Source organism: Streptomyces sp. GDS52, assembly GCF_052246875.1.
Lineage (GTDB): Bacteria > Actinomycetota > Actinomycetes > Streptomycetales > Streptomycetaceae > Streptomyces > Streptomyces cathayae.
Map to the genome: position 1 here is coordinate 2,094,193 of NZ_CM125966.1, position 18,355 is coordinate 2,112,547.

At 72.1% G+C, this 18,355-nt stretch carries 16 protein-coding genes and 2 riboswitches; of the genes, 6 read left to right on the plus strand and 10 right to left on the minus strand.

Features of this window, described 5'->3' with window-relative positions:
* Positions 1 to 189: 189 nt before the first annotated feature.
* A riboswitch (glycine riboswitch) is annotated at positions 190 to 287 on the plus strand.
* A riboswitch (glycine riboswitch) is annotated at positions 288 to 410 on the plus strand.
* A 67-nt stretch (positions 411 to 477) separates the two neighbouring features.
* From gcvT to ACTWJ9_RS09360, 4 genes are all read left to right on the plus strand, one after another.
* The gene (gene gcvT, locus ACTWJ9_RS09345; RefSeq protein ID WP_387036429.1) at positions 478 to 1,605 is read left to right on the plus strand and encodes a glycine cleavage system aminomethyltransferase GcvT; all 1,128 of its coding nucleotides are present in this window, start codon (positions 478 to 480) and stop codon (positions 1,603 to 1,605) included.
* Between the two features lie 165 nt (positions 1,606 to 1,770).
* Positions 1,771 to 2,148, plus strand: a complete 378-nt coding sequence (gene gcvH, locus ACTWJ9_RS09350) for a glycine cleavage system protein GcvH (RefSeq protein WP_202276001.1) — start codon at positions 1,771 to 1,773, stop codon at positions 2,146 to 2,148.
* 15 nt (positions 2,149 to 2,163) lie between these two features.
* On the plus strand, positions 2,164 to 3,438 hold the full coding sequence (gene glyA / locus ACTWJ9_RS09355; RefSeq protein WP_279333766.1) for a serine hydroxymethyltransferase: 1,275 nt from the start codon (positions 2,164 to 2,166) through the stop codon (positions 3,436 to 3,438).
* 141 nt (positions 3,439 to 3,579) lie between these two features.
* Entirely contained in the window at positions 3,580 to 4,947 is a 1,368-nt protein-coding gene (locus tag ACTWJ9_RS09360; protein WP_443295560.1) for an L-serine ammonia-lyase, read from the plus strand.
* A 56-nt stretch (positions 4,948 to 5,003) separates the two neighbouring features.
* Here the strand turns inward: ACTWJ9_RS09360 and ACTWJ9_RS09365 are convergent, their stop codons facing one another.
* Complete coding sequence (locus ACTWJ9_RS09365) at positions 5,004 to 5,864, minus strand: SGNH/GDSL hydrolase family protein (protein ID WP_279333768.1); 861 nt, start codon at positions 5,862 to 5,864, stop codon at positions 5,004 to 5,006.
* A 316-nt stretch (positions 5,865 to 6,180) separates the two neighbouring features.
* Between ACTWJ9_RS09365 and ACTWJ9_RS09370 the strand changes: the two genes are divergently transcribed.
* On the plus strand, positions 6,181 to 6,591 hold the full coding sequence (locus tag ACTWJ9_RS09370; RefSeq protein ID WP_279333769.1) for a cold-shock protein: 411 nt from the start codon (positions 6,181 to 6,183) through the stop codon (positions 6,589 to 6,591).
* A 109-nt stretch (positions 6,592 to 6,700) separates the two neighbouring features.
* Here the strand turns inward: ACTWJ9_RS09370 and ACTWJ9_RS09375 are convergent, their stop codons facing one another.
* The 5 genes from ACTWJ9_RS09375 to ACTWJ9_RS09395 all read right to left on the minus strand — a co-directional run bounded on the left by ACTWJ9_RS09375 (position 6,701) and on the right by ACTWJ9_RS09395 (position 11,930).
* On the minus strand, positions 6,701 to 7,477 hold the full coding sequence (locus ACTWJ9_RS09375) for an NADPH-dependent F420 reductase (protein WP_279333770.1): 777 nt from the start codon (positions 7,475 to 7,477) through the stop codon (positions 6,701 to 6,703).
* Positions 7,474 to 8,082, minus strand: coding sequence for an ATP-binding protein (locus ACTWJ9_RS09380; RefSeq protein WP_443295562.1), 609 nt, complete (start codon positions 8,080 to 8,082; stop codon positions 7,474 to 7,476). The genes ACTWJ9_RS09375 and ACTWJ9_RS09380 overlap by 4 nt, the downstream gene beginning before the upstream one ends.
* Before the next feature lie 168 nt (positions 8,083 to 8,250).
* Positions 8,251 to 9,018: an enoyl-CoA hydratase/isomerase family protein gene (locus tag ACTWJ9_RS09385; protein WP_443295563.1), complete on the minus strand. Its 768-nt coding sequence runs from the start codon at positions 9,016 to 9,018 to the stop codon at positions 8,251 to 8,253.
* Positions 9,019 to 9,163: 145 nt separating this feature from the next.
* Complete coding sequence (locus ACTWJ9_RS09390) at positions 9,164 to 10,420, minus strand: L,D-transpeptidase (RefSeq protein ID WP_279333773.1); 1,257 nt, start codon at positions 10,418 to 10,420, stop codon at positions 9,164 to 9,166.
* Between the two features lie 271 nt (positions 10,421 to 10,691).
* Complete coding sequence (locus ACTWJ9_RS09395) at positions 10,692 to 11,930, minus strand: Ig-like domain-containing protein (protein WP_443295564.1); 1,239 nt, start codon at positions 11,928 to 11,930, stop codon at positions 10,692 to 10,694.
* A 254-nt stretch (positions 11,931 to 12,184) separates the two neighbouring features.
* Here ACTWJ9_RS09395 and glgX point away from each other — a divergent pair, with 254 nt between their 5' ends.
* A complete protein-coding gene (gene glgX / locus ACTWJ9_RS09400) occupies positions 12,185 to 14,479 on the plus strand; it encodes a glycogen debranching protein GlgX (protein ID WP_388705989.1) in 2,295 nt (764 codons plus the stop codon).
* An 8-nt stretch (positions 14,480 to 14,487) separates the two neighbouring features.
* Here the strand turns inward: glgX and ACTWJ9_RS09405 are convergent, their stop codons facing one another.
* The 4 genes from ACTWJ9_RS09405 to ACTWJ9_RS09420 are packed head-to-tail and all read right to left on the minus strand — an operon-like array spanning position 14,488 to position 18,283.
* Positions 14,488 to 15,168: a response regulator gene (locus tag ACTWJ9_RS09405; protein ID WP_443295565.1), complete on the minus strand. Its 681-nt coding sequence runs from the start codon at positions 15,166 to 15,168 to the stop codon at positions 14,488 to 14,490.
* Positions 15,161 to 16,561, minus strand: a complete 1,401-nt coding sequence (locus tag ACTWJ9_RS09410; protein ID WP_443295566.1) for a sensor histidine kinase — start codon at positions 16,559 to 16,561, stop codon at positions 15,161 to 15,163. The genes ACTWJ9_RS09405 and ACTWJ9_RS09410 overlap by 8 nt, the downstream gene beginning before the upstream one ends.
* 4 nt (positions 16,562 to 16,565) lie before the next feature.
* Positions 16,566 to 17,327, minus strand: coding sequence for an ABC transporter permease (locus tag ACTWJ9_RS09415; protein WP_387041573.1), 762 nt, complete (start codon positions 17,325 to 17,327; stop codon positions 16,566 to 16,568).
* Entirely contained in the window at positions 17,324 to 18,283 is a 960-nt protein-coding gene (locus ACTWJ9_RS09420) for an ABC transporter ATP-binding protein (RefSeq protein ID WP_388705993.1), read from the minus strand. Before ACTWJ9_RS09420 ends, ACTWJ9_RS09415 begins: the two co-directional genes overlap by 4 nt.
* Between the last annotated feature and the right edge of the window lie 72 nt (positions 18,284 to 18,355).

Consider the following 18,355-nt stretch of genomic DNA (forward strand, 5'->3'; position numbering starts at 1 on the left):
AGCGCCGTCCCCGCCGAGTGTAAAGAGACGGTAACGGCGGACGCCTCTTCATTCGGTCCGTTTCCCGATACAGACCTGTCACAGCCCTCCGTACAGACCTGAGCACCCTGTGCGTACGAAGGTAAGGTCCCCCTGCCGAAGCCTCACAATGCGTGCAATGATGAGCGCGCCAACTGCATACCGGCCGTTTGAATCCGCGCGGGAGAGTCCCTGGCACGTTTCGCCGGGGCGCCGAAGGAGCAAGTCCCTCCCTTGAATCTCTCAGGCACCGTTACCGCGCGGGCCAGGCACATCTGAAAAGCGGGCCGCCGTGCGAGTTCCCGGTGGCTCCACCCAAGGTGCAAGCCGTGACGTCCCCTGCGCGGACGGTCATGGCGAACCTCTCAGGTTCCGATGACAGATGGGGAGGAACGTCCTCACCCTCCCCGTGCCCGGCCCCGGCCGACGGGGGACCCCATCGCCCTGGGAGACCGACCGATGAGCAGTACCGAACTCCGCCGGACAGCGCTCGACGCCCTGCATCGTTCGCTCGGCGCCACGATGACCGACTTCGCCGGCTGGGACATGCCCCTGCGCTACGGCTCCGAGCGCGACGAGCACAACGCCGTGCGCACGAAGGCGGGCCTCTTCGACCTCTCGCACATGGGCGAGATCACCGTCACCGGCCCGCAGGCGGCGCGGTTCCTGGACTACGCCCTGATCGGCAACATCGGGACCGTCAAGCCCGGCCGCGCCCGCTACACCATGATCTGCGACGAGGACGGCGGCATCCTGGACGACCTGATCGTCTACCGGCTCGGTGCGGCCGAGGCCCCCGAGTACCTGGTCGTCGCCAACGCCTCCAACGCCCAGGTGGTGCTGGACGCCCTCGTGGAGCGGTCGGCGGGCTTCGACGCCGAGGTCCGCGACGACCGCGACGCCTACGCGCTGATCGCGGTGCAGGGCCCCGAGGCCGCCGGCATCCTCAAGTCCCTCACCGATGCCGACCTGGACGGCCTGAAGTACTACGCCGGCCTGCCCGGCACGGTCGCCGGCGTCCCCGCGCTCATCGCCCGTACCGGCTACACCGGCGAGGACGGCTTCGAGCTGTTCGTCGCGCCGGAGCACGCGGTCGGGGTGTGGCAGGCGCTGACCGGGGCGGGCGAGGGCGTGGGGGTGACCCCGTGCGGGCTGGCCTGCCGGGACACGCTGCGCCTGGAGGCCGGCATGCCGCTGTACGGCAATGAGCTGAGCGCCTCGCTGACGCCGTTCGACGCCGGGTTCGGCCGGGTCGTGAAGTTCGAGAAGGAGGGCGACTTCGTGGGCCGTGCCGCCCTGACCGAGGCCGCCGCCCGCGCCGAGCGGACCCCGCCCCGCGCCCTGGTGGGCCTGGTCGCCGAGGGCCGCCGGGTCCCGCGCGCCGGGTACCCGGTGGTGGCCGGCGGCGAGGTGATCGGCGAGGTCACCTCCGGCGCGCCCTCACCGACGCTGGGCAAGCCGATCGCGATGGCGTACGTCGACGTGGCGCACTCGGCGCCGGGTACCCCGGGCGTGGGGGTGGACATCCGCGGCAGCCACGAGCCCTACGAGGTCGTGGCCCTGCCGTTCTACCAGCGGCAGAAGTGACACCGTCGTAGGACGTGGGCCGTGTCCGCGGCCACGGCCGCACCGGCCGGTCCCGTGCCCCCGGACTCTTCCCACCCCTCCCTTTCATCCCCTTCATCTCCTTCGTCCCCCCCCTTTCCTCGCCGTCGATCCCGGCGGTCCCTCGCACACAGGAGGATCCAGATCATGAGCAACCCCCAGCAGCTGCGTTACAGCAAGGAACACGAGTGGCTGACGGCCGCCGAGGACGGCGTGTCGACGATCGGCATCACGGAGCACGCGGCCAACGCGCTCGGCGACATCGTGTTCGTCCAGCTCCCCGGGGTCGGCGACACCGTGACCGCGGGTGAGACCTGCGGCGAGCTGGAGTCGACCAAGTCGGTCAGCGACCTGTACTGCCCGGTCACCGGTGAGGTCACCGAGGTCAACGAGGACGTGGTGAGCGACCCGTCGCTGGTGAACTCGGCCCCCTTCGAGGGCGGCTGGCTGTTCAAGGTGCGGGTGAGCGACGAGCCGGCCGACCTGCTCTCGGCCGCCGAGTACGACGCCTTCATCCAGGGCTGAGGAGGCCTGAACCCCATGTCGCTTCTGAACACCCCGCTGCACGAGCTCGACCCGGCCGTCGCGGCGGCGGTCGACGCCGAGCTGCACCGTCAGCAGTCCACCCTCGAGATGATCGCCTCGGAGAACTTCGCCCCGGTCGCGGTCATGGAGGCCCAGGGCACGGTCCTCACCAACAAGTACGCCGAGGGCTACCCCGGCCGCCGCTACTACGGCGGCTGCGAGCACGTCGACGTGATCGAGCAGATCGCCATCGACCGGGTCAAGGAGCTCTTCGGCGCCGAGCACGCCAACGTGCAGCCGCACTCGGGTGCGCAGGCCAACGCGGCCGCGATGTTCGCGCTGCTCAAGCCCGGCGACACGATCATGGGCCTGAACCTCGCGCACGGCGGGCACCTGACCCACGGCATGAAGATCAACTTCTCCGGCAAGCTCTACGACGTGGTCGCGTACCACGTCGGCGACGACGGCCAGGTCGACATGGCCGAGGTCGAACGGCTGGCCAAGGAGAGGAAGCCGAAGCTGATCGTCGCCGGCTGGTCGGCGTACCCGCGTCAGCTGGACTTCGCCGCGTTCCGCCGGATCGCGGACGAGGTCGGCGCGTACCTCATGGTCGACATGGCGCACTTCGCCGGTCTGGTCGCGGCGGGCCTGCACCCGAACCCGGTCCCGCACGCCCACGTCGTCACCACGACCACGCACAAAACCCTCGGCGGTCCGCGCGGCGGGGTGATCCTCTCCACGGCCGAGCTGGCCAAGAAGATCAACTCCGCGGTCTTCCCCGGCCAGCAGGGCGGCCCGCTGGAGCACGTGATCGCGGCCAAGGCGGTGGCCTTCAAGGTCGCCGCGTCCGAGGACTTCAAGGACCGGCAGCGCCGCACCCTGGAGGGTGCCCGCATCCTGGCCGAGCGCCTGGTCGAGGACGACGTCAAGGCCGCGGGCGTGGACGTGCTGTCCGGCGGCACGGACGTGCACCTGGTCTTGGTCGACCTGCGCGACTCCGCGCTGGACGGGCAGCAGGCCGAGGACCGTCTCCACGAGGTCGGCATCACCGTCAACCGCAACGCGATCCCGAACGACCCGCGTCCCCCGATGGTCACCTCGGGTCTGCGGATCGGCACGCCCGCCCTGGCCACCCGCGGCTTCACGGCCGAGGACTTCGCCGAGGTGGCGGACGTGATCGCCGAGACGCTGAAGGCGCCCTCCCCCTTCGAGGCCGCCCACGTCGACGCGCTCCGGGCCCGGGTGACGGCGCTCGCCGAGAAGTACCCCCTGTACCCCGGTCTGAAGTAATTCCGCACGCTCTGCGCCGCACGACCGTACGGGGCATCACGCACACTGGGAAGTGAGCGTGATGCCCCGCGTCGTGGCGGCCCGCTCCGAACCACCCCCGCCGGCGGACAGCGGCGTCCGTCAACCCCTAGGAGTCCTCCCGTGGCCCTCTCGGTCTTCGACCTCTTCTCGATCGGCATCGGCCCGTCCAGCTCGCACACGGTCGGCCCGATGCGGGCCGCCCGCATGTTCGCCCGGCGGCTGGACCACGAGGGCCTGCTGGACTCGGTCGCCTCGGTCCGGGCGGAGCTGTACGGCTCGCTGGGCGCCACCGGCCACGGCCACGGCACCCCCAAGGCGGTGCTGCTCGGCCTGGAGGGCGACTCGCCCCGCACGGTGGACGTGGAGACGGCCGACGAGCGGGTGGAGAGGATCAGGGAATCGGGCCGCCTGCGGCTGCTCGGCGACCACGGGATCGCGTTCTCCTTCGACGACGACCTGGTGCTGCACCGCCGCAAGGCACTCCCCTACCACGCGAACGGCATGACCCTCCAGGCCTTCGACGCGGCCGGCGCCGAGGTGCTGTCGAAGACGTACTACTCGGTGGGCGGCGGCTTCGTCGTCGACGAGGAGGCGGTGGGCGCGGACCGCATCAAGCTCAACGACACGGTCCTGAAGTACCCCTTCCGCACGGGCGACGAGCTGCTGCGCCTGACCGGGGAGACGGGCCTGTCCATCTCCGCCCTGATGCTGGAGAACGAACGCGCCTGGCGGACGGAGGAGGAGGTCCGCGAAGGGCTGCTGGAGATCTGGCGGGTGATGCAGGCGTGCGTGGCGCGCGGCATGTCCCGCGAGGGCATCCTGCCGGGCGGGCTGAAGGTGCGCCGCCGCGCCGCGAACACGGCGCGCAAGCTGCGCTCCGAGGGCGACCCGCAGGCCCTCGCCATGGAGTGGATCACGCTCTACGCCATGGCCGTGAACGAGGAGAACGCCGGCGGCGGCCGCGTCGTCACCGCCCCGACCAACGGCGCGGCCGGCATCATCCCCGCCGTCCTGCACTACTACATGAACTTCGTCCCCGGTGCCGACGAGGAGGGCGTGGTCCGCTTCCTGCTCGCGGCCGGCGCGATCGGCATGCTCTTCAAGGAGAACGCCTCCATCTCCGGCGCCGAGGTCGGCTGCCAGGGCGAGGTCGGCTCCGCCTGCTCGATGGCGGCGGGCGCCCTCGCCGAGGTGATGGGCGGCTCGCCGGAACAGGTGGAGAACGCCGCGGAGATCGGCATGGAGCACAACCTCGGCCTGACCTGCGACCCGGTCGGCGGCCTCGTCCAGATCCCGTGCATCGAGCGCAACGGCATGGCGGCGGTGAAGGCGGTCACCGCCGCGCGCATGGCCCTGCGCGGCGACGGCTCGCACAAGGTCTCCCTCGACCAGGTCATCAAGACGATGAAGGAGACCGGCGCGGACATGTCCGTCAAGTACAAGGAGACGGCCCGGGGCGGGCTGGCGGTCAACATCATCGAGTGCTGAGGGAACGGGCGCCCGGCCCGAAGACCGCGGGCCGGGCGCCCGTTCCGTCCGGAGTTCTACGGCGCGCGCACGGCCGCGGCGAGGGCCTCGCCGACGGCCCGGGCCCCCGGGGCGTTGGGGTGCAGCGGCGCGGCCGCACGGGTGGGGATCAGGCCCTCGATGTAGCGGTCGCCGGGAGCGGCGCAGATGTCGTGTCCGATGCTCAGGGTGCGGGTGCCGACGAAGGTGGCGCCGTGCTTCTCGGCCGTCCGCCTCAGTACGGCGTCGAGGTGGTCGATGGCGCCCTGGAGGTGGTTGGCGTCCTGCTTCCAGAAGGGCTGGGCGGGGTGGCAGCCGTCGGGGCGGAAGTAGGTGCCGTAGCCGACGACGAAGACCTCTGCGTGCGGTGCCCGGCGGGCGATCTCGTCCAGGACGGCGGCGGAGGCCGGCGCCCAGGCGTCGATGCGCGCCCGGACCTTGTCGGTGCCGCCGGCGGTGTTCTCCTTCGCGCAGCTGGTGCCGTAGGGCGGGGGCAGGATGTTGACGCAGCCCAGCACCTCGTCGAAGAGACCGGTGTCGTTGCCGCCGATGGTGACGCTGACGAGGTCGGTGTCGGGCGTGAGCGCGTCGTACTGGGGCGCGGTTCCCGGGTGCTGGGCGGTGCTCAGATGCTTGCTGGTGGCGCCGGAGCAGCTGACGTCGGTGAGTTCCGCTCCGAGGGCCTTGGCCGCGATGTGGGGATAGTCGGACAGGGAGCGCAGGCACCTCAGGTCGGCCGGGTCGACGGGCGGTACCAGCGGTGCGGCCGCGTAGGAGTCGCCGAGCGCGACGTACCGCGGTGGTTCGGCCGCGGCCGGCGCGGCCTGGGCCGATGCCGTGGCCCCTACGGTCCCGGCGGACAGGACGGTGGCCAGGGCCAGGCGCAGGGCTGTTCTCAAGGATGCCTCCATTCGGCACGTGCGCGGACGGGGTCCCACCCCGCCATGAGCTTGCTCGAGTGGACGGGGCCCCGCACGGCGGCCCGCGGGAACCGGTTTTTCCGGGGGCAGGACGCCGCAGGACCCCTGTCCACCGGACTTCCCCGGCGTGCAGGAGGTTCCGGTCGGCCGGTCAGGGCGGCGGCGAAGCCTCCGGTTCACCTGTTCGGCCGCCGCCTGTTCGGCGTACTCTTGACTGCCGGGACTCCGGTCCGGGCATGGGGTCCGGGCAGGGGACCCGAGTACGGGGTCCGGTGTTCTGCTGGGGGTTGGAATCATGGTTGCTGGTCGTGTGGTGCGGTTCGACGCCGTACGGGGTTACGGGTTCATCGCTCCCGAGCACGGCGGGGAGGACGTCTTCCTCCACGTCAACGACGTACGGATCCCGGAGCACCAGCTGCGTCCCGGGATCGCCGTGGAGTTCGAGATCGAGGAGGGCGACCGGGGCCTCAAGGCCTCGGGCGTACGGCTGGCCCAGGGGGCCGGCGGGGTGTCCTCCGCCGTGGGCAGGCATCCCGACGGGGACGGCGACGACTCGCTGTGCGATGTGCTCACCGCCGAGGAGTACCTCCAGGAGGTCACGGAGGTCCTGCTGTCCGCCGCTCCCACGCTGACCGGCGAACAGATCCTCCAGGCGCGCCGCGGACTGCTGCAGTTCGGCAAGACCCACGGCTGGTGCGACGGCTGAGCCCGGGCGCACCGCCCGGGCAGGCGCGGTGCGCCCGGACATCCGGTCGAGACGGAGTGGCCGGGCGGACCGCAGCAGCCGGTGAGGACCGGGCGGGCGTCGAGGATCCCTACGCCCGGAACTCCGGCTTGCGTTCCGGGGACGCCTCGGCCAGAGCCTTGGCGACGGACTCGGTGTCCCCCCGCAGGCCGTAGACCGGGGTGTCGGGCTGCTGGCGCCAGGAGTCGTCGATGCCGCCCGCGTCCACGGTGTCGAAGCCGAGCTCCTCGATCAGGGCCCGGACCTTCCGCTTGGCCGCCTCGTCGTCACCGGCGACGGGCAGGGCCATCCGGTCGGAGGCGCCGGCGGGGCGGTGGCGGTCCAGGATGTCCTGGGCGTACGTGCCGTTGAAGGCCTTGATCACGGGGTGGCCGATCTGCCGTTCCGTCCAGCGGCTCTCCGTGAGGCCCTCGTCCTCGATGCCCTCGATTTTCCCGTCGCGCTGCCGGGGATAGTAGTTCCCGGTGTCGATGACGGCCACGTCCTCCGCGGCCTCGTCGAACAGGCCGGACGGCAGGTCCGGTACGGCCTTCAGCGGGACGGTGACGACGACGACCTCGGCGCCGCGCGCCGCGTCCTCGGCCCGTACCGGGGTCGCGCCGGTCTCCTCGGCCAGACCGCCGAGCGTGTGGGGGCCACGGGAATTGGCGACGGAGACGTCGTGGCCGAGGGCGGTGAGCCGCCGTGTGAGGTTGCCCCCGATGTTGCCCGCTCCGATGATGCCGATCTTCATGTCCGCTCGCCTCGCCCTTCCGGGGGTCGGTGTCCGCTTCGGTTCCCTTCGGGAACCACCATGGTCGACACCAACCGCCCGGGGCGGGCGGGCTATTCCCCGTTTGTCCGTCAACGGTCCGACACGCGCATTTCGAACCAGGTCGTCTTGCCCCGCGGGAGCAGGTCGACGCCCCAGCGGTCGGCGAGGGTGTCGACGAGGAAGAGGCCGCGTCCGCTGACGTCCAGTCCCTGGACCGGCATGAGACAGGGCAGGCCGCGGGACGGGTCGCGGACCTCGACGCGGATCCAGCGGGGGCGGCGGCGCAGCCGGAGGCCGAAGACGCGGGCACCGGTGTGGCGTACCGCGTTGCCGACGAGCTCGGAGACGAGCAGAACGGCGTCCTCGGTGGTCGCGGCGGTGAGACCCCACTGGCGCAGGAGCACGATCTGGGTGAGCCGGCGTGCGGTGGCGGCGGACTCGGGGAGGGACGGCAACGGAACCTCCGCCTCCGTCGGGTTGCCGAATAACTCCAGCGCCTTCCGGGCGTGTTCGTCCTCGACCGTCGGCGACCAGCGCGACGCGGTCGCACGTCCGTCTCCCCGCGGCTGTTCCATCCCATCCAGCCCCGCCATGGCCCCATCATGGCCGCCCGGTGGGGCGCCCGGGGAGGTTCCGGGGGAATGCGCCCCCTGCACGCCCCCGCTCCGGGCCGGGCCACCGGCATATGCCTCAGGCACCTCGGGGTGGTCAGCGGACCCTGCTACCTGCGGCAACGGCTCGCTGTGCGGCAATCGACGGACTCCCTCGACGCGGCAGACTTAAGGGCCCGTTAAGGCTCCCATAAACCGCCCCGCCGAGGGACTCGAATCAGACATCGTGTCAATTGCAATACTCCGAAAGAGGGTTCAGAGGAACTTTGCCTTGCCGGGGCCGTCCTCCACGAAGCTGCGCATCCCCCGTTCACGGTCCTCGGTGGCGAACAGGCCCGCGAACCAGTTGCGCTCGACGGCGAGGCCGGTGTCGATGTCGGTCTCCAGACCGGTGTCGATCGACTCCTTGGCCGCGCGCAGCGCGATCGCCGGCCCCTTGGCGAGCCGCGCGGCCCACGCGTGTGCCTGCTCGTAGACCTCGGCGGCGGGGACCACGCGGTCCACCAGACCCAGTGCGAGCGCCTCGTCGGCCTTCACCTGACGGCCCGTGAAGATGAGGTCCTTCGCCCTCGACGGGCCGATGAGGCGGGCCAGGCGCTGCGTACCGCCGGCCCCCGGGATCAGCCCGAGCAGGATCTCCGGCTGGCCCAGCTTGGCGTTCTCCCCGACGATGCGGAAGTCGGCGCAGAGCGCGAGTTCGCAGCCGCCGCCGAGCGCGTAACCGGTCACCGCGGCCACCACCGGCTTGGGGATGCGGGCCACGGCGGTGAAGGAGTCCTGCAGGGCGCGGGCGCGCAGGACCATCGCGGCGTGGTCCATCGCCTGCATCTCCTTGATGTCCGCGCCCGCCGCGAACACCTTCTCGCCGCCGTGGATCACGACGGCGCGTACGTCCTCGCGGCGCGTGATCTCCTCGGCGAGTTCCTTCAGCCGGTCCTGCGTGGCGACGTCCAGTGCGTTCATGGGAGGGCGGTCCAGGCGCAGCGTGCCGACGCCCTCGGCGACTTCGAGATGTACGGTCATGCCAGCAGGTTAACGGCGACTAACGGCAACTGGGCCGGTGCGGTCGATCACACCCGGCCGACGGCAGCGGCCCCGGTGCCCTGTCGGGCGCCGGGGCCGCGTGTGCCGTGACGGGCTGGGCCGGTCGGGTCGGACCTGACCTGACCTACGCCTTCCACTCCTCCCAGGACATGTTCCAGCCGTTGAGGCCGTTGTCCGGGGCGATGGTGGCGTCGTTGGAGTTCTTCACGACGACCACGTCGCCGAGCATGGTGTTCTCGTAGAACCAGGCGCCCGGGGCCTTCTTGTCCCAGCCGCCCCGGGTGTCGCGCAGCCCGATGCAGCCGTGGCTGGCGTTGTAGTTGCCGAAGGCGCCGCCGCCCCAGTAGTTGCCGTGGATGAAGGTGCCGGAGGTGCTCAGCCGCATGGCGTGCGGCACGTCCTTGATGTCGTACTCGCCCTTGCCGTCGGCGTCGGTGAAGCCGACGGTCGCACCGTTCATCCGGGTGACCTTGAGCCGCTCGCTGACGACCATCTTGCCGTTCCAGGTCTCGGTGCCGGGGGCGCCGGCGGTGATCGGGATGGTCTTGATGACCTTGCCGTCCCGCTCGACCTTCATGGTGTGCTTCTTGGCGTCGACGACGGAGACCTGGCTGCGTCCGATGGTGAAGGAGACGGTCTTGGACTGCTTGCCGTAGACGCCGGGGCGGCCCTCGACGCCGTCGAGGTCGAGGTCGACGGTGACCTTGGTGCCGGCCTTCCAGTACTTCTCGGGCCGGAAGTCGAGCCGGTCGTTGCCGAACCAGTGGCCCTCGACCTCGACGGGCGGTTCGGTCGTGATGCGGATGGCCTTCTCGACGTCGTCCGGCTCGGTGATGCCCCGGGTGAAGCGGAGCGAGAACGGCATGCCGACGCCGACCTTGGAGCCGTCCTCGGGCGTGAAGGTGCCGGCGAAGGTGTTCTTCGGCGTCAGGGTGGTGAAGCTGGAGTCCTCGGCGGCGGTGCGGCCGGCGGAGTCCTTGGCGACCGCGTGCACCGTGTACTTGGTGGCGGCGGCCAGGTGGGCCGACGGCGTCCAACTGGCGCCGTCACCGGATATCTCCCCGTCGACCTTCTTGCCGTCCGGGGCCTTGACGACGACCTCGGTCAATTTCCCCTTGGCCGCGTCGACCTTCAACGCGCCGCTGGTCTTCACGGACTTGGCGCCGTCCTCGGGCGCTATGCCGATGACCGCCTCGGACTGCTTGCTCTGCGCCGCGACGGAGTCCTTGCCCTTGCCCCCGGCCGACCCGGAGCCCGGGCCCGTCTCCCCGCCGCCGCACGCGGTGACCGCCAGCACCACTCCGAGTGCCAGCGCCGCCGGCTTCCTGCCGCCATACCTCCGCGCGTCAACCGACGCCCCCGGAATCGGCCCCACGTTCACTTGTTTCTCCCCTCGGCGGGCCTGGCCGGACCCGCGCCCCGCGCGCCCCTCGCGCGCTTCGGCGCATAGTAACCACAGGCCAGGGGCGTTGAACGCGGCAGGTTTGTCACCGTTCCGTTCCAACTTCAATGGCCTGCGGCGTACAACCGGGAGGCCCTCCCGGCGGTCCGCGCGAGGGGGTCACTACGAGGAGTCACCTCAAGGAAACACTGCGAAGGGGAACCTCGAAGAGACACCGCGAAGAGACACCGCGAAGGGACACCGCGGGAGGTCACTTCACGGCGCTGCCCTGCGTCCACTCCCTCCAGCCCATGTTCCAGCCGCCGAGGCCGTTGTCGGGGGCGACCGTCGTGTCCTTGCTGTTGACCACCTCGACGACGTCACCGATGAGGCTGCGGTCGAAGAACCAGCCCGCCGGGGTGTCCGCGCCGCCGCCCTTCACGTCGTGCAGTCCCACACACCCGTGGCTGACGTTGGTGTCGCCGAAGATGTCCTTCTCGGCCCAGTAGTTGCCGTGCAGGAAGGTGCCGGACGCGGTCAGGCGGATGGCGTGCGGGACGTCGGGGATGTCGTACTCGCCCTTGCCGTCGGCGTCGGTGAAGCCGACGGTCGCACCGTTCATCCGGGTGACCTCGAGCATCTCGCTGATCACCATCTTCCCGTTGTACGTGGGGGTCTTCGGCGCCCCCGCCGTGATCGGCACCGTGGCCAGTTCCTCACCGTCCCGGCTCACCTTCATGGTGTGCCGGCCCGCGTCGACCACCGAGACCTGGCTGCGGCCGACGGTGAAGGAGAACGTGCGGTGCTGGAGTCCGTACACGCCGGGCGCGCCCTCGACGTCCCGCAGGTCCAGCTCGACGGTGACCTCGGTGCCGGGCCGCCAGTACGTCTCGGGCCGGAAGTCGAGCCGGTCCTTGCCGAACCAGTGCGGGCGGACGTCGACGGCCGGGCGGGAGGTGACCCGGACGGCCCGTTCGACCGCCGCGCGGTGGACGATCTCACGGTTGAACGCCAGGGAGACGATCATCCCGGTGCCGACGACGGTGCGGTGTTCCGGGGTGACGTAGCCGATGAAGCGTTCCTCGGGGACGTATGTCGTGAACGTGGTGCGGCGGGAGGAGCGGCGGCCGGCGTCGTCCCGGGCCACGGTGTCGACCGTGTACTTCGCGGCGAGTGCCAGCCGTTCGTCGTCGGGCTTCCAGCTCCGTCCGTCGGCGGAGATGCGCCCGGGGACCGGGGACTCCCGCGCGTCCTGCGATCTGACGACCTCCACCGACTCCAGCCGCCCCTCGGACGCCCGCACCCGCAGCATGTCGCCGGGGCGCACCTCCTTGCTGCCGTCGGCGGGCGCGACCCGGATGACCTCCTCGGGCACCGGAGGGCCGAACGCCCCTCCGATCGCGCCGTCCGAGGTACAGCCGACGGCTCCGGTCAGCAACAACCCTGTCCATGTCAGTACGGCGGCCAGTGCGGCCCTCGCGCGCCGTGCGCGCCCTTGTACGTGGCTCACGCGGTACCCAACGACGGTGCGCGCCGTCGGGAAACGACCATGCGCCCCCTCGGGGCACGCGAGGGTACGCCTTCTGGAGGAATCCGCGGGTGCGCCCCCGCTCCGGGTGTGCTGTCACGCGGGCGGGTCGTGCTCTCGGCCGCACGTGAGTGCGCGGCATGCTCTGGGCAGAACTGTGGGGAGGACGACGCGCCGGGGAGCCGCGGCCACTCTCCCTGCCCGCCGTCGTCCCACGAGCCGCGGGAGGCTGACAGGTGTCCAGCGCAGCCGAGCAGGAGGCGGTGGCCGGGGAACGGGCCACCGGCGACGGGCGCCCGGTCGTCGCCGTGAACGGCGCGCGGGCGGCGGTACCGCCGCCGGCGACCGTGCCCGTGCGGCCCGGCCCGCCGGCCCCCCTGGGCGCCCGCTTCCGGGCCGGCCCGGACGGGGTGGCGGGGACCGACTTCGCCCTGTGGGCGGGCGGCGCGGAGGGGGTCGAGGTGTGCCTGTTCGACGAGGGCGGCGGCGGGGAGGTCCGGGCCCGGCTCACCGAACTGACCGACGGCGTCTGGCACGGCTTCGTCCCCGGCGTCCTGCCCGGCCGGCGCTACGGCTACCGGGTCCACGGCCGCTGGGATCCGTGGACCGGCGCCCGCTGGAACCCGGCGAAGCTGCTGCTCGACCCGTACGCCCGCGCGGTGGACGGCGACTACGCCACGCACGGGCTGTCGCCCGAGGTGTACGGGCACGTCCGGGACTGGCCGGAGCAGCATGTCGCGGACACCGTGCGCGACGACCGGGACTCCGCCCCGTACGTGCCCAAGGCCGTCGTCGTCCACGATCCCGACGACGGCACCGGCACCGGCACCACCGCCGCGGCGGCGGCCGACCGCCGGCCCCGCACCCCGTGGGCGGACACGGTCCTCTACGAGCTGCACGTCAAGGGGTTCACCCGACGCCACCCCGGCGTCCCCGAGGAGCTGCGCGGCACCTACGCGGGGCTCGCGCATCCCGCCGCGATCGAGCACCTGGTGAAGCTGGGCGTGACGGCCGTGGAGCTGCTGCCGGTGCACCAGTTCGCACACGAGGACCATCTGCTGCGGCACGGACTGCGCAACCACTGGGGGTACAACTCCATCGGCTACTTCGCCCCGCACGCCGGCTACGCGGCCTCGGGGACGGCCGGCCAGCAGGTCGGCGAGTTCCGGCGGATGGTGCGCGCCCTGCACGCGGCGGGCATCGAGGTCGTCCTCGACGTGGTCTACAACCACACCGCCGAGTCGAACGAGCTGGGCCCCACGCTGTCCCTGAAGGGCGTCGACAACCGCGGCCACTACCGGCTCCAGGCCGACGCCCGCCGGTACGCCGACTACACCGGCTGCGGGAACACCCTGGACCTCGTCCAACCGCACGTCCTGCGCCTGATCACGGACTCCCTGCGCTACTGGGTGACCGAGATGGGCGTGGACGGCTTCCGCTTCGACCTGGCGGCGGCGCTGGCCCGCTCCGCGCACGAGGTCGACATGAACTCCCCGTTCCTCTCGGTGATCGCCCAGGACCCGGTGCTGCGCGGGGTGAAACTGATCGCCGAACCGTGGGACGTGGGCCCCGGGGGCTACCGGGTGGGGTCGTTCCCCCCGCTGTGGTCGGAGTGGAACGACCGGTACCGCGACGCCGTGCGGGACTTCTGGCGGCCCGCGGCGGCGGACCTGCGGGAGATCGGCTACCGGCTCTCCGGTTCGAGCGACCTCTACGACTGGGGCGGGCGGCGCCCGTACGCCTCGGTCAACCACGTCACCGCGCACGACGGGTTCACGCTGCGCGACCTCGTCTCGTACGACCGCAAGCACAACGAGGCCAACGGCGAGGGCAACCGGGACGGCACCGACGACAACCGTTCCTGGAACTGCGGCACCGAGGGCGAGACCGACGACCCGGACGTCCTGGCCCTGCGACGGCGGCAGCTGCGCAACCTGCTGACCACGCTGCTGCTGTCGACGGGGGTGCCGATGCTGGTCGCCGGTGACGAGATGGGGCGCACCCAGCGCGGCAACAACAACGCCTACTGCCAGGACAACGAGACCGGCTGGGTGGACTGGGAGCTGCTGGCGGAACCGGGGTGGAAGGCCCTGTTCGACCTCACGTCCCGGCTGATCGCCCTGCGCCGCCGCCATCCGGTGCTGCGCCGCCGGACGTTCTTCTCCGGACGGGCGCACGGCGCCGACGGCCTGCGCGACCTGGCCTGGTTCACCGCGCGGGGCACGGAGATGACCGAGGAGGACTGGTACGCGCCCGCCGCCACGCTCGGCATGTACCTCTCCGGGCGGGACATCCCGGACCACGACGAACTCGGGGAGCCGCTACGCGACGACAGCTTCCTCACCGTGCTGCACGCCGGTGACGCACCGGTGGACGTGCTGCTGCCGGGGCCTCCGTGGGCCCGGCGCTACGAGGTGGTCCTGGACACCGGCCGGGAGGACCAGTCGGCCGCACCGGCCACGGTCCACCCGGCGGACACGACGCTCACGGTGCCGGGGCGGACGGTGCTGCTGCTGCGGGCGGTCGGCTGACGGCCCGGTCAGCCGAGGATGCCGCGGTCGTAGGATCTCGCCACGGCCGCGGCACGGTCCCTGACGCCCAGTTTGGCGTACAGGTGGGTGAGGTGGGTCTTCACGGTCGCCTCGCTGATGAAGAGCTCACGGGCGATCTCCCGGTTGGAGGTGCCCCGGGCGACCAGCCCGAGGACCTCGCGCTCCCGCGCGGACAGCGGTTCGCCGCCGGCCGAGCGGGGGGAGCGGACCGCGGAGACCAGGCGGGAGGCCACCGCCGGGGAGAGGACCGTACGGCCTTCGGCCGCCGCCCGCACGGCCGTGAACAGCTCCTCGCGCGGCGCGTCCTTCAGCAGATAGCCGGTCGCGCCCGCCTCGATCGCGGGCAGGGTGTCGGAGTCGGTGTCGTAGGTGGTCAGGACGAGCACCTTGGCCCGCGCGCCCCGGCGGGACAGCTCCCGGATGGCGTCCACGCCCGAACCGCCCGGCATGCGCAGGTCCATGAGCACCACGTCCGGGTCCAGAGCGGCGGCCCGCTCCAGTGCCTCGACGCCGTTCGCCGCCTCGCCGAGGACGCGGAAGCCGGGCGCGGACTCGAACATGCCGCGCAGGCCGTCCCGTACGACGGGGTGGTCGTCGACGATCAGCACGGAGACGGCCGGGGGCTCCGTCGCGGCCGGGTGGTCCGTCGAGGCCGGGGTGTCAGTCATGGCGGACCAACGGTACGCGAGCCGACACCGCCGTGCCGTGGCCGGGCTCGGACTCCACGGCGAGGGAGCCGGCGATGCGCTCCGCGCGGGCGCGCATCCCGTCGAGGCCGAAGCCGCCGCTGCCGGTGCGGGCGGGGCGCACCCGCGGGTCGAAGCCGCGGCCGTCGTCGCGGATGTCGAGGGTGACCTCGTCCCCGATGTAGGAGAGCGTGACGCCGACGCGGGTGGCGCGGGCGTGCCGGGATGTGTTGGACAGGGCCTCCTGGGCGATCCGCAGCAGGGTGGCGGCGACCTCCTCGTGGAGGGGCTCGACGGTGCCGGTGACCGTGCAGTCGGCGCGGGCTCCGGTGCGTTCGCCCCACTCCGCGACCGTCTTCTCCAGGGCCTGCGGCAGTCCGTCCCGGTCGAGGGCGACCGGGGCGAGGTTGTGCACCGAGCGGCGGGCCTCGCCGAGGTTCTCGCGGGCCAGGTCGGTGGCCCGCACCACGTGGACGCGCGCCAGCTCCGGGTCGCGGGTGTTCGCGACGACCTGGAGCTGGGCGATGATGCCGGTCAGGCCCTGGGCGAGGGTGTCGTGGATCTCGGCGGCCAGCCGCCTGCGTTCGTCGGCGACCCCCGCCTCCCGTGCCTGGACCAGGAGTTGGGTGTGCAGGGCGGCGTTCTCGTCGAGGGCCTGCTGCAACGCGGCGTTGGTGCGCTCCAGTTCGGCGATGGTGACGGCCTGCGCGCGGGTGCGCTCCTCCTCCAGTTCGCCGAAGTGGGCGAACAGGGCTACCAGCAGGCCGTTGACCAGGAGGACCGCGCCGAAGAACACCCAACCCTGGCCGTCGCGCGGCGGCAGCCCGCCCGACTGCGAGCCCGCCGTGGTCACCGCGGTGGCGAGCAGGCCCCATCGGACCAGCCGTCTCGGGAGCTGGCGCCCGACGCCGAAGTAGCCGATGACCGCGTAGAAGGCGAACAGCGGGCTCATCCAGGTGAGCGCGAACCCGATACCCCAGCGGACGGCGTAGTAGCAGACACTCTCGGTGGACGGCCCGGGGCGCCTGCGCTCCGCGCTGCCCCAGGCCAGTTGCAGGGCGGCGGCCGCGACGACCAGCACACCGCTCGCCCACCGCTCACCGCGGGTCATGCCGACCTCGTCGGCGACCGACACCGAGAGCAGGGTGCCGGCCGCGAGCAGCACGTACGGCCCCCAGCGGTGGAACACCGCCCAGCGCTGCTCGACCACCGCCCCGTCCGGCACGGTGCCCTCTCCGGTCGCACGCGCGGACGCCCGGGGCTTGATCCCCCACGTGGACGCCCCGCCCGCGGACCGGCGCGCGCCCGTCCCCGCCCCGTCCGACATGGCTCCATTCTCGGTGGTCCCGGTGGTCTCGGTCACCCGTCCGGTCATCCGCTCACTCCCAGCGGAACCAGCGTGCGGAGGCGGCCGTCAGCAGCAGGGTCCAGGCCGCCAGGACGGCCAGGTGGGTCCAGTCGGGCCAGGCTCCGGCGGCGGCCTGGTTCAGCGCCTCGGCGGCGGCGCCGAACGGAGTCCAGCCGACGATGTCGGCGAGCAGGTCCGGCATGGCCTGCACCGGCAGCCACACCCCCGCGCAGAACATCGCCGGGAACAGCGCGGCGGAGCCCACCGCCCCCGCGATCTTCGTCGTGCGGGACAGCGCGGAGAGCACGGCGCCCAGGGCGAGGGCGACGAGCACGGCGAGGACCAGGGCGAGGAGGTAGCCGAGGGGCTGGCGCGGCAACCGCACGCCGAAGGCCAGCCGGCCCACGGCGAGCGAGAGCAGCGCCGAGAGCAGGGCGGCCCCGCCGTACACCAGCATCTGCGCGCCGAGCAGGGCCGTGGCCCGTACCGGGGTGGTGGCCATCCGGCGCAGGATGCCGTGTTCGCGGTAGCCGGTGAGGGTCTGCGGCATGCCCTGCAGGCCGCCGAAGAGCAGGCCGAGCAGCACGGCGACCGGGACGTACGCGTCCACCGGGCGCAGTCCGCCGAAGGACGGGTCGGCCTCGCGGAAGGACGGGATGGAGCCGAGGACCGCCAGCAGGAGGGTGGGGAAGAGCAGGATCCAGAAGATCCCGCCGGGCTCACGGCGGAAGAGGCGGATCTCGCTGCGCAGGACGGCTGCGTTGAGGACAGGGGTGAGGACGGAAGTGGTCACGCCGGGACCTCCTCGGTGGGGCCGGGCCCGGGCATGGGGTCGTACTCGGGCATGGCGTCGGACTGCCCGGTCAGGTCCAGGAACGCGTCGTCCAGGGTGGCGTCGGTGACCCGGAGCTGGTGGGCGGTGACCCGGGCGCGGGCGAGGAGGGTGATGACCGCGTTGACGGTCTCGTCCGTGCCGGACAGGGTGACGCGGCCGTTCCGGTGCTCGATCGAGGCGAGGCCGGGCAGGCCGTTCAGGTCATGTTCGTCCAGGGGCACGGAGGGCGTGAAGCTGATGACCGTGGCGCCCGCCGAGCGGCGGATCAGCCCGGCCGGGGTGTCCAGGGCAGCCACCCTGCCCTTGTCGATCACCGCGATCCGGTCGCAGAGGCGCTGGGCCTCCTCCATGAAGTGGGTGACGAGCAGGACGGTGACGCCGTCCGCGCGGATGTCCTCGATGAGCTGCCAGGTGTCGCGGCGGGCGCGGGGGTCCAGTCCGGTGGTGAGTTCGTCGAGGACGACGATCCGGGGGTCGCCGATGAGGGCGAGCGCGATGGACAGGCGCTGTTGTTGCCCTCCCGAGAGCTTGCCGAAGCGACTGTTCAGGTGGGGGGTCAGTCCGAGGCGTTCGGCCAGGGGCCACCAGTCGGCGGGCCGCGGGTGGAAGGCGGCGTACAGCTCCAGGGCCTCGCGGACGGTGAGTTTGGCCTGGAGCCGGCTCTGCTGGAGCTGGGCGCCGAGGACCTGGGCGACCTGTCCGTGGTCGGCGACCGGGTCGAGGCCGGTGACGCGGACGCGGCCCGTGTCGGGGACGCGCAGGCCCTCGACGCATTCGACGGTGGTCGTCTTGCCGGCGCCGTTGGGGCCGAGGACGCCGAAGATCTCGCCCTCCTCGACCGTGAAGGAGACGCCGTCCACGGCGGGCCGGCCCCCGTAGGACTTGCGCAGATCGGTGACTTCGATGACAGGCATGGCACCAAGCGTCCCGGTGGGCGGGGTGCCCGTACATCGACCGTCACGCTCGAGACGCATCAACCGATCGGC

Excerpts from the sequence above, each read along its gene's own strand:
- gcvT (WP_387036429.1), top strand. The coding sequence starts at position 478 with ATGAGCAGTACCGAACTCCGCCGGACAGCGCTCGACGCCCTGCATCGT.
- gcvH (WP_202276001.1), top strand. The coding sequence starts at position 1,771 with ATGAGCAACCCCCAGCAGCTGCGTTACAGCAAGGAACACGAGTGGCTG.
- glyA (WP_279333766.1), top strand. The coding sequence starts at position 2,164 with ATGTCGCTTCTGAACACCCCGCTGCACGAGCTCGACCCGGCCGTCGCG.
- ACTWJ9_RS09370 (WP_279333769.1), top strand. The coding sequence starts at position 6,181 with ATGGTTGCTGGTCGTGTGGTGCGGTTCGACGCCGTACGGGGTTACGGG.
- ACTWJ9_RS09385 (WP_443295563.1), bottom strand. The coding sequence starts at position 9,018 with ATGACCGTACATCTCGAAGTCGCCGAGGGCGTCGGCACGCTGCGCCTG.
- ACTWJ9_RS09405 (WP_443295565.1), bottom strand. The coding sequence starts at position 15,168 with ATGACTGACACCCCGGCCTCGACGGACCACCCGGCCGCGACGGAGCCC.
- ACTWJ9_RS09410 (WP_443295566.1), bottom strand. The coding sequence starts at position 16,561 with ATGACCGGACGGGTGACCGAGACCACCGGGACCACCGAGAATGGAGCC.
- ACTWJ9_RS09420 (WP_388705993.1), bottom strand. The coding sequence starts at position 18,283 with ATGCCTGTCATCGAAGTCACCGATCTGCGCAAGTCCTACGGGGGCCGG.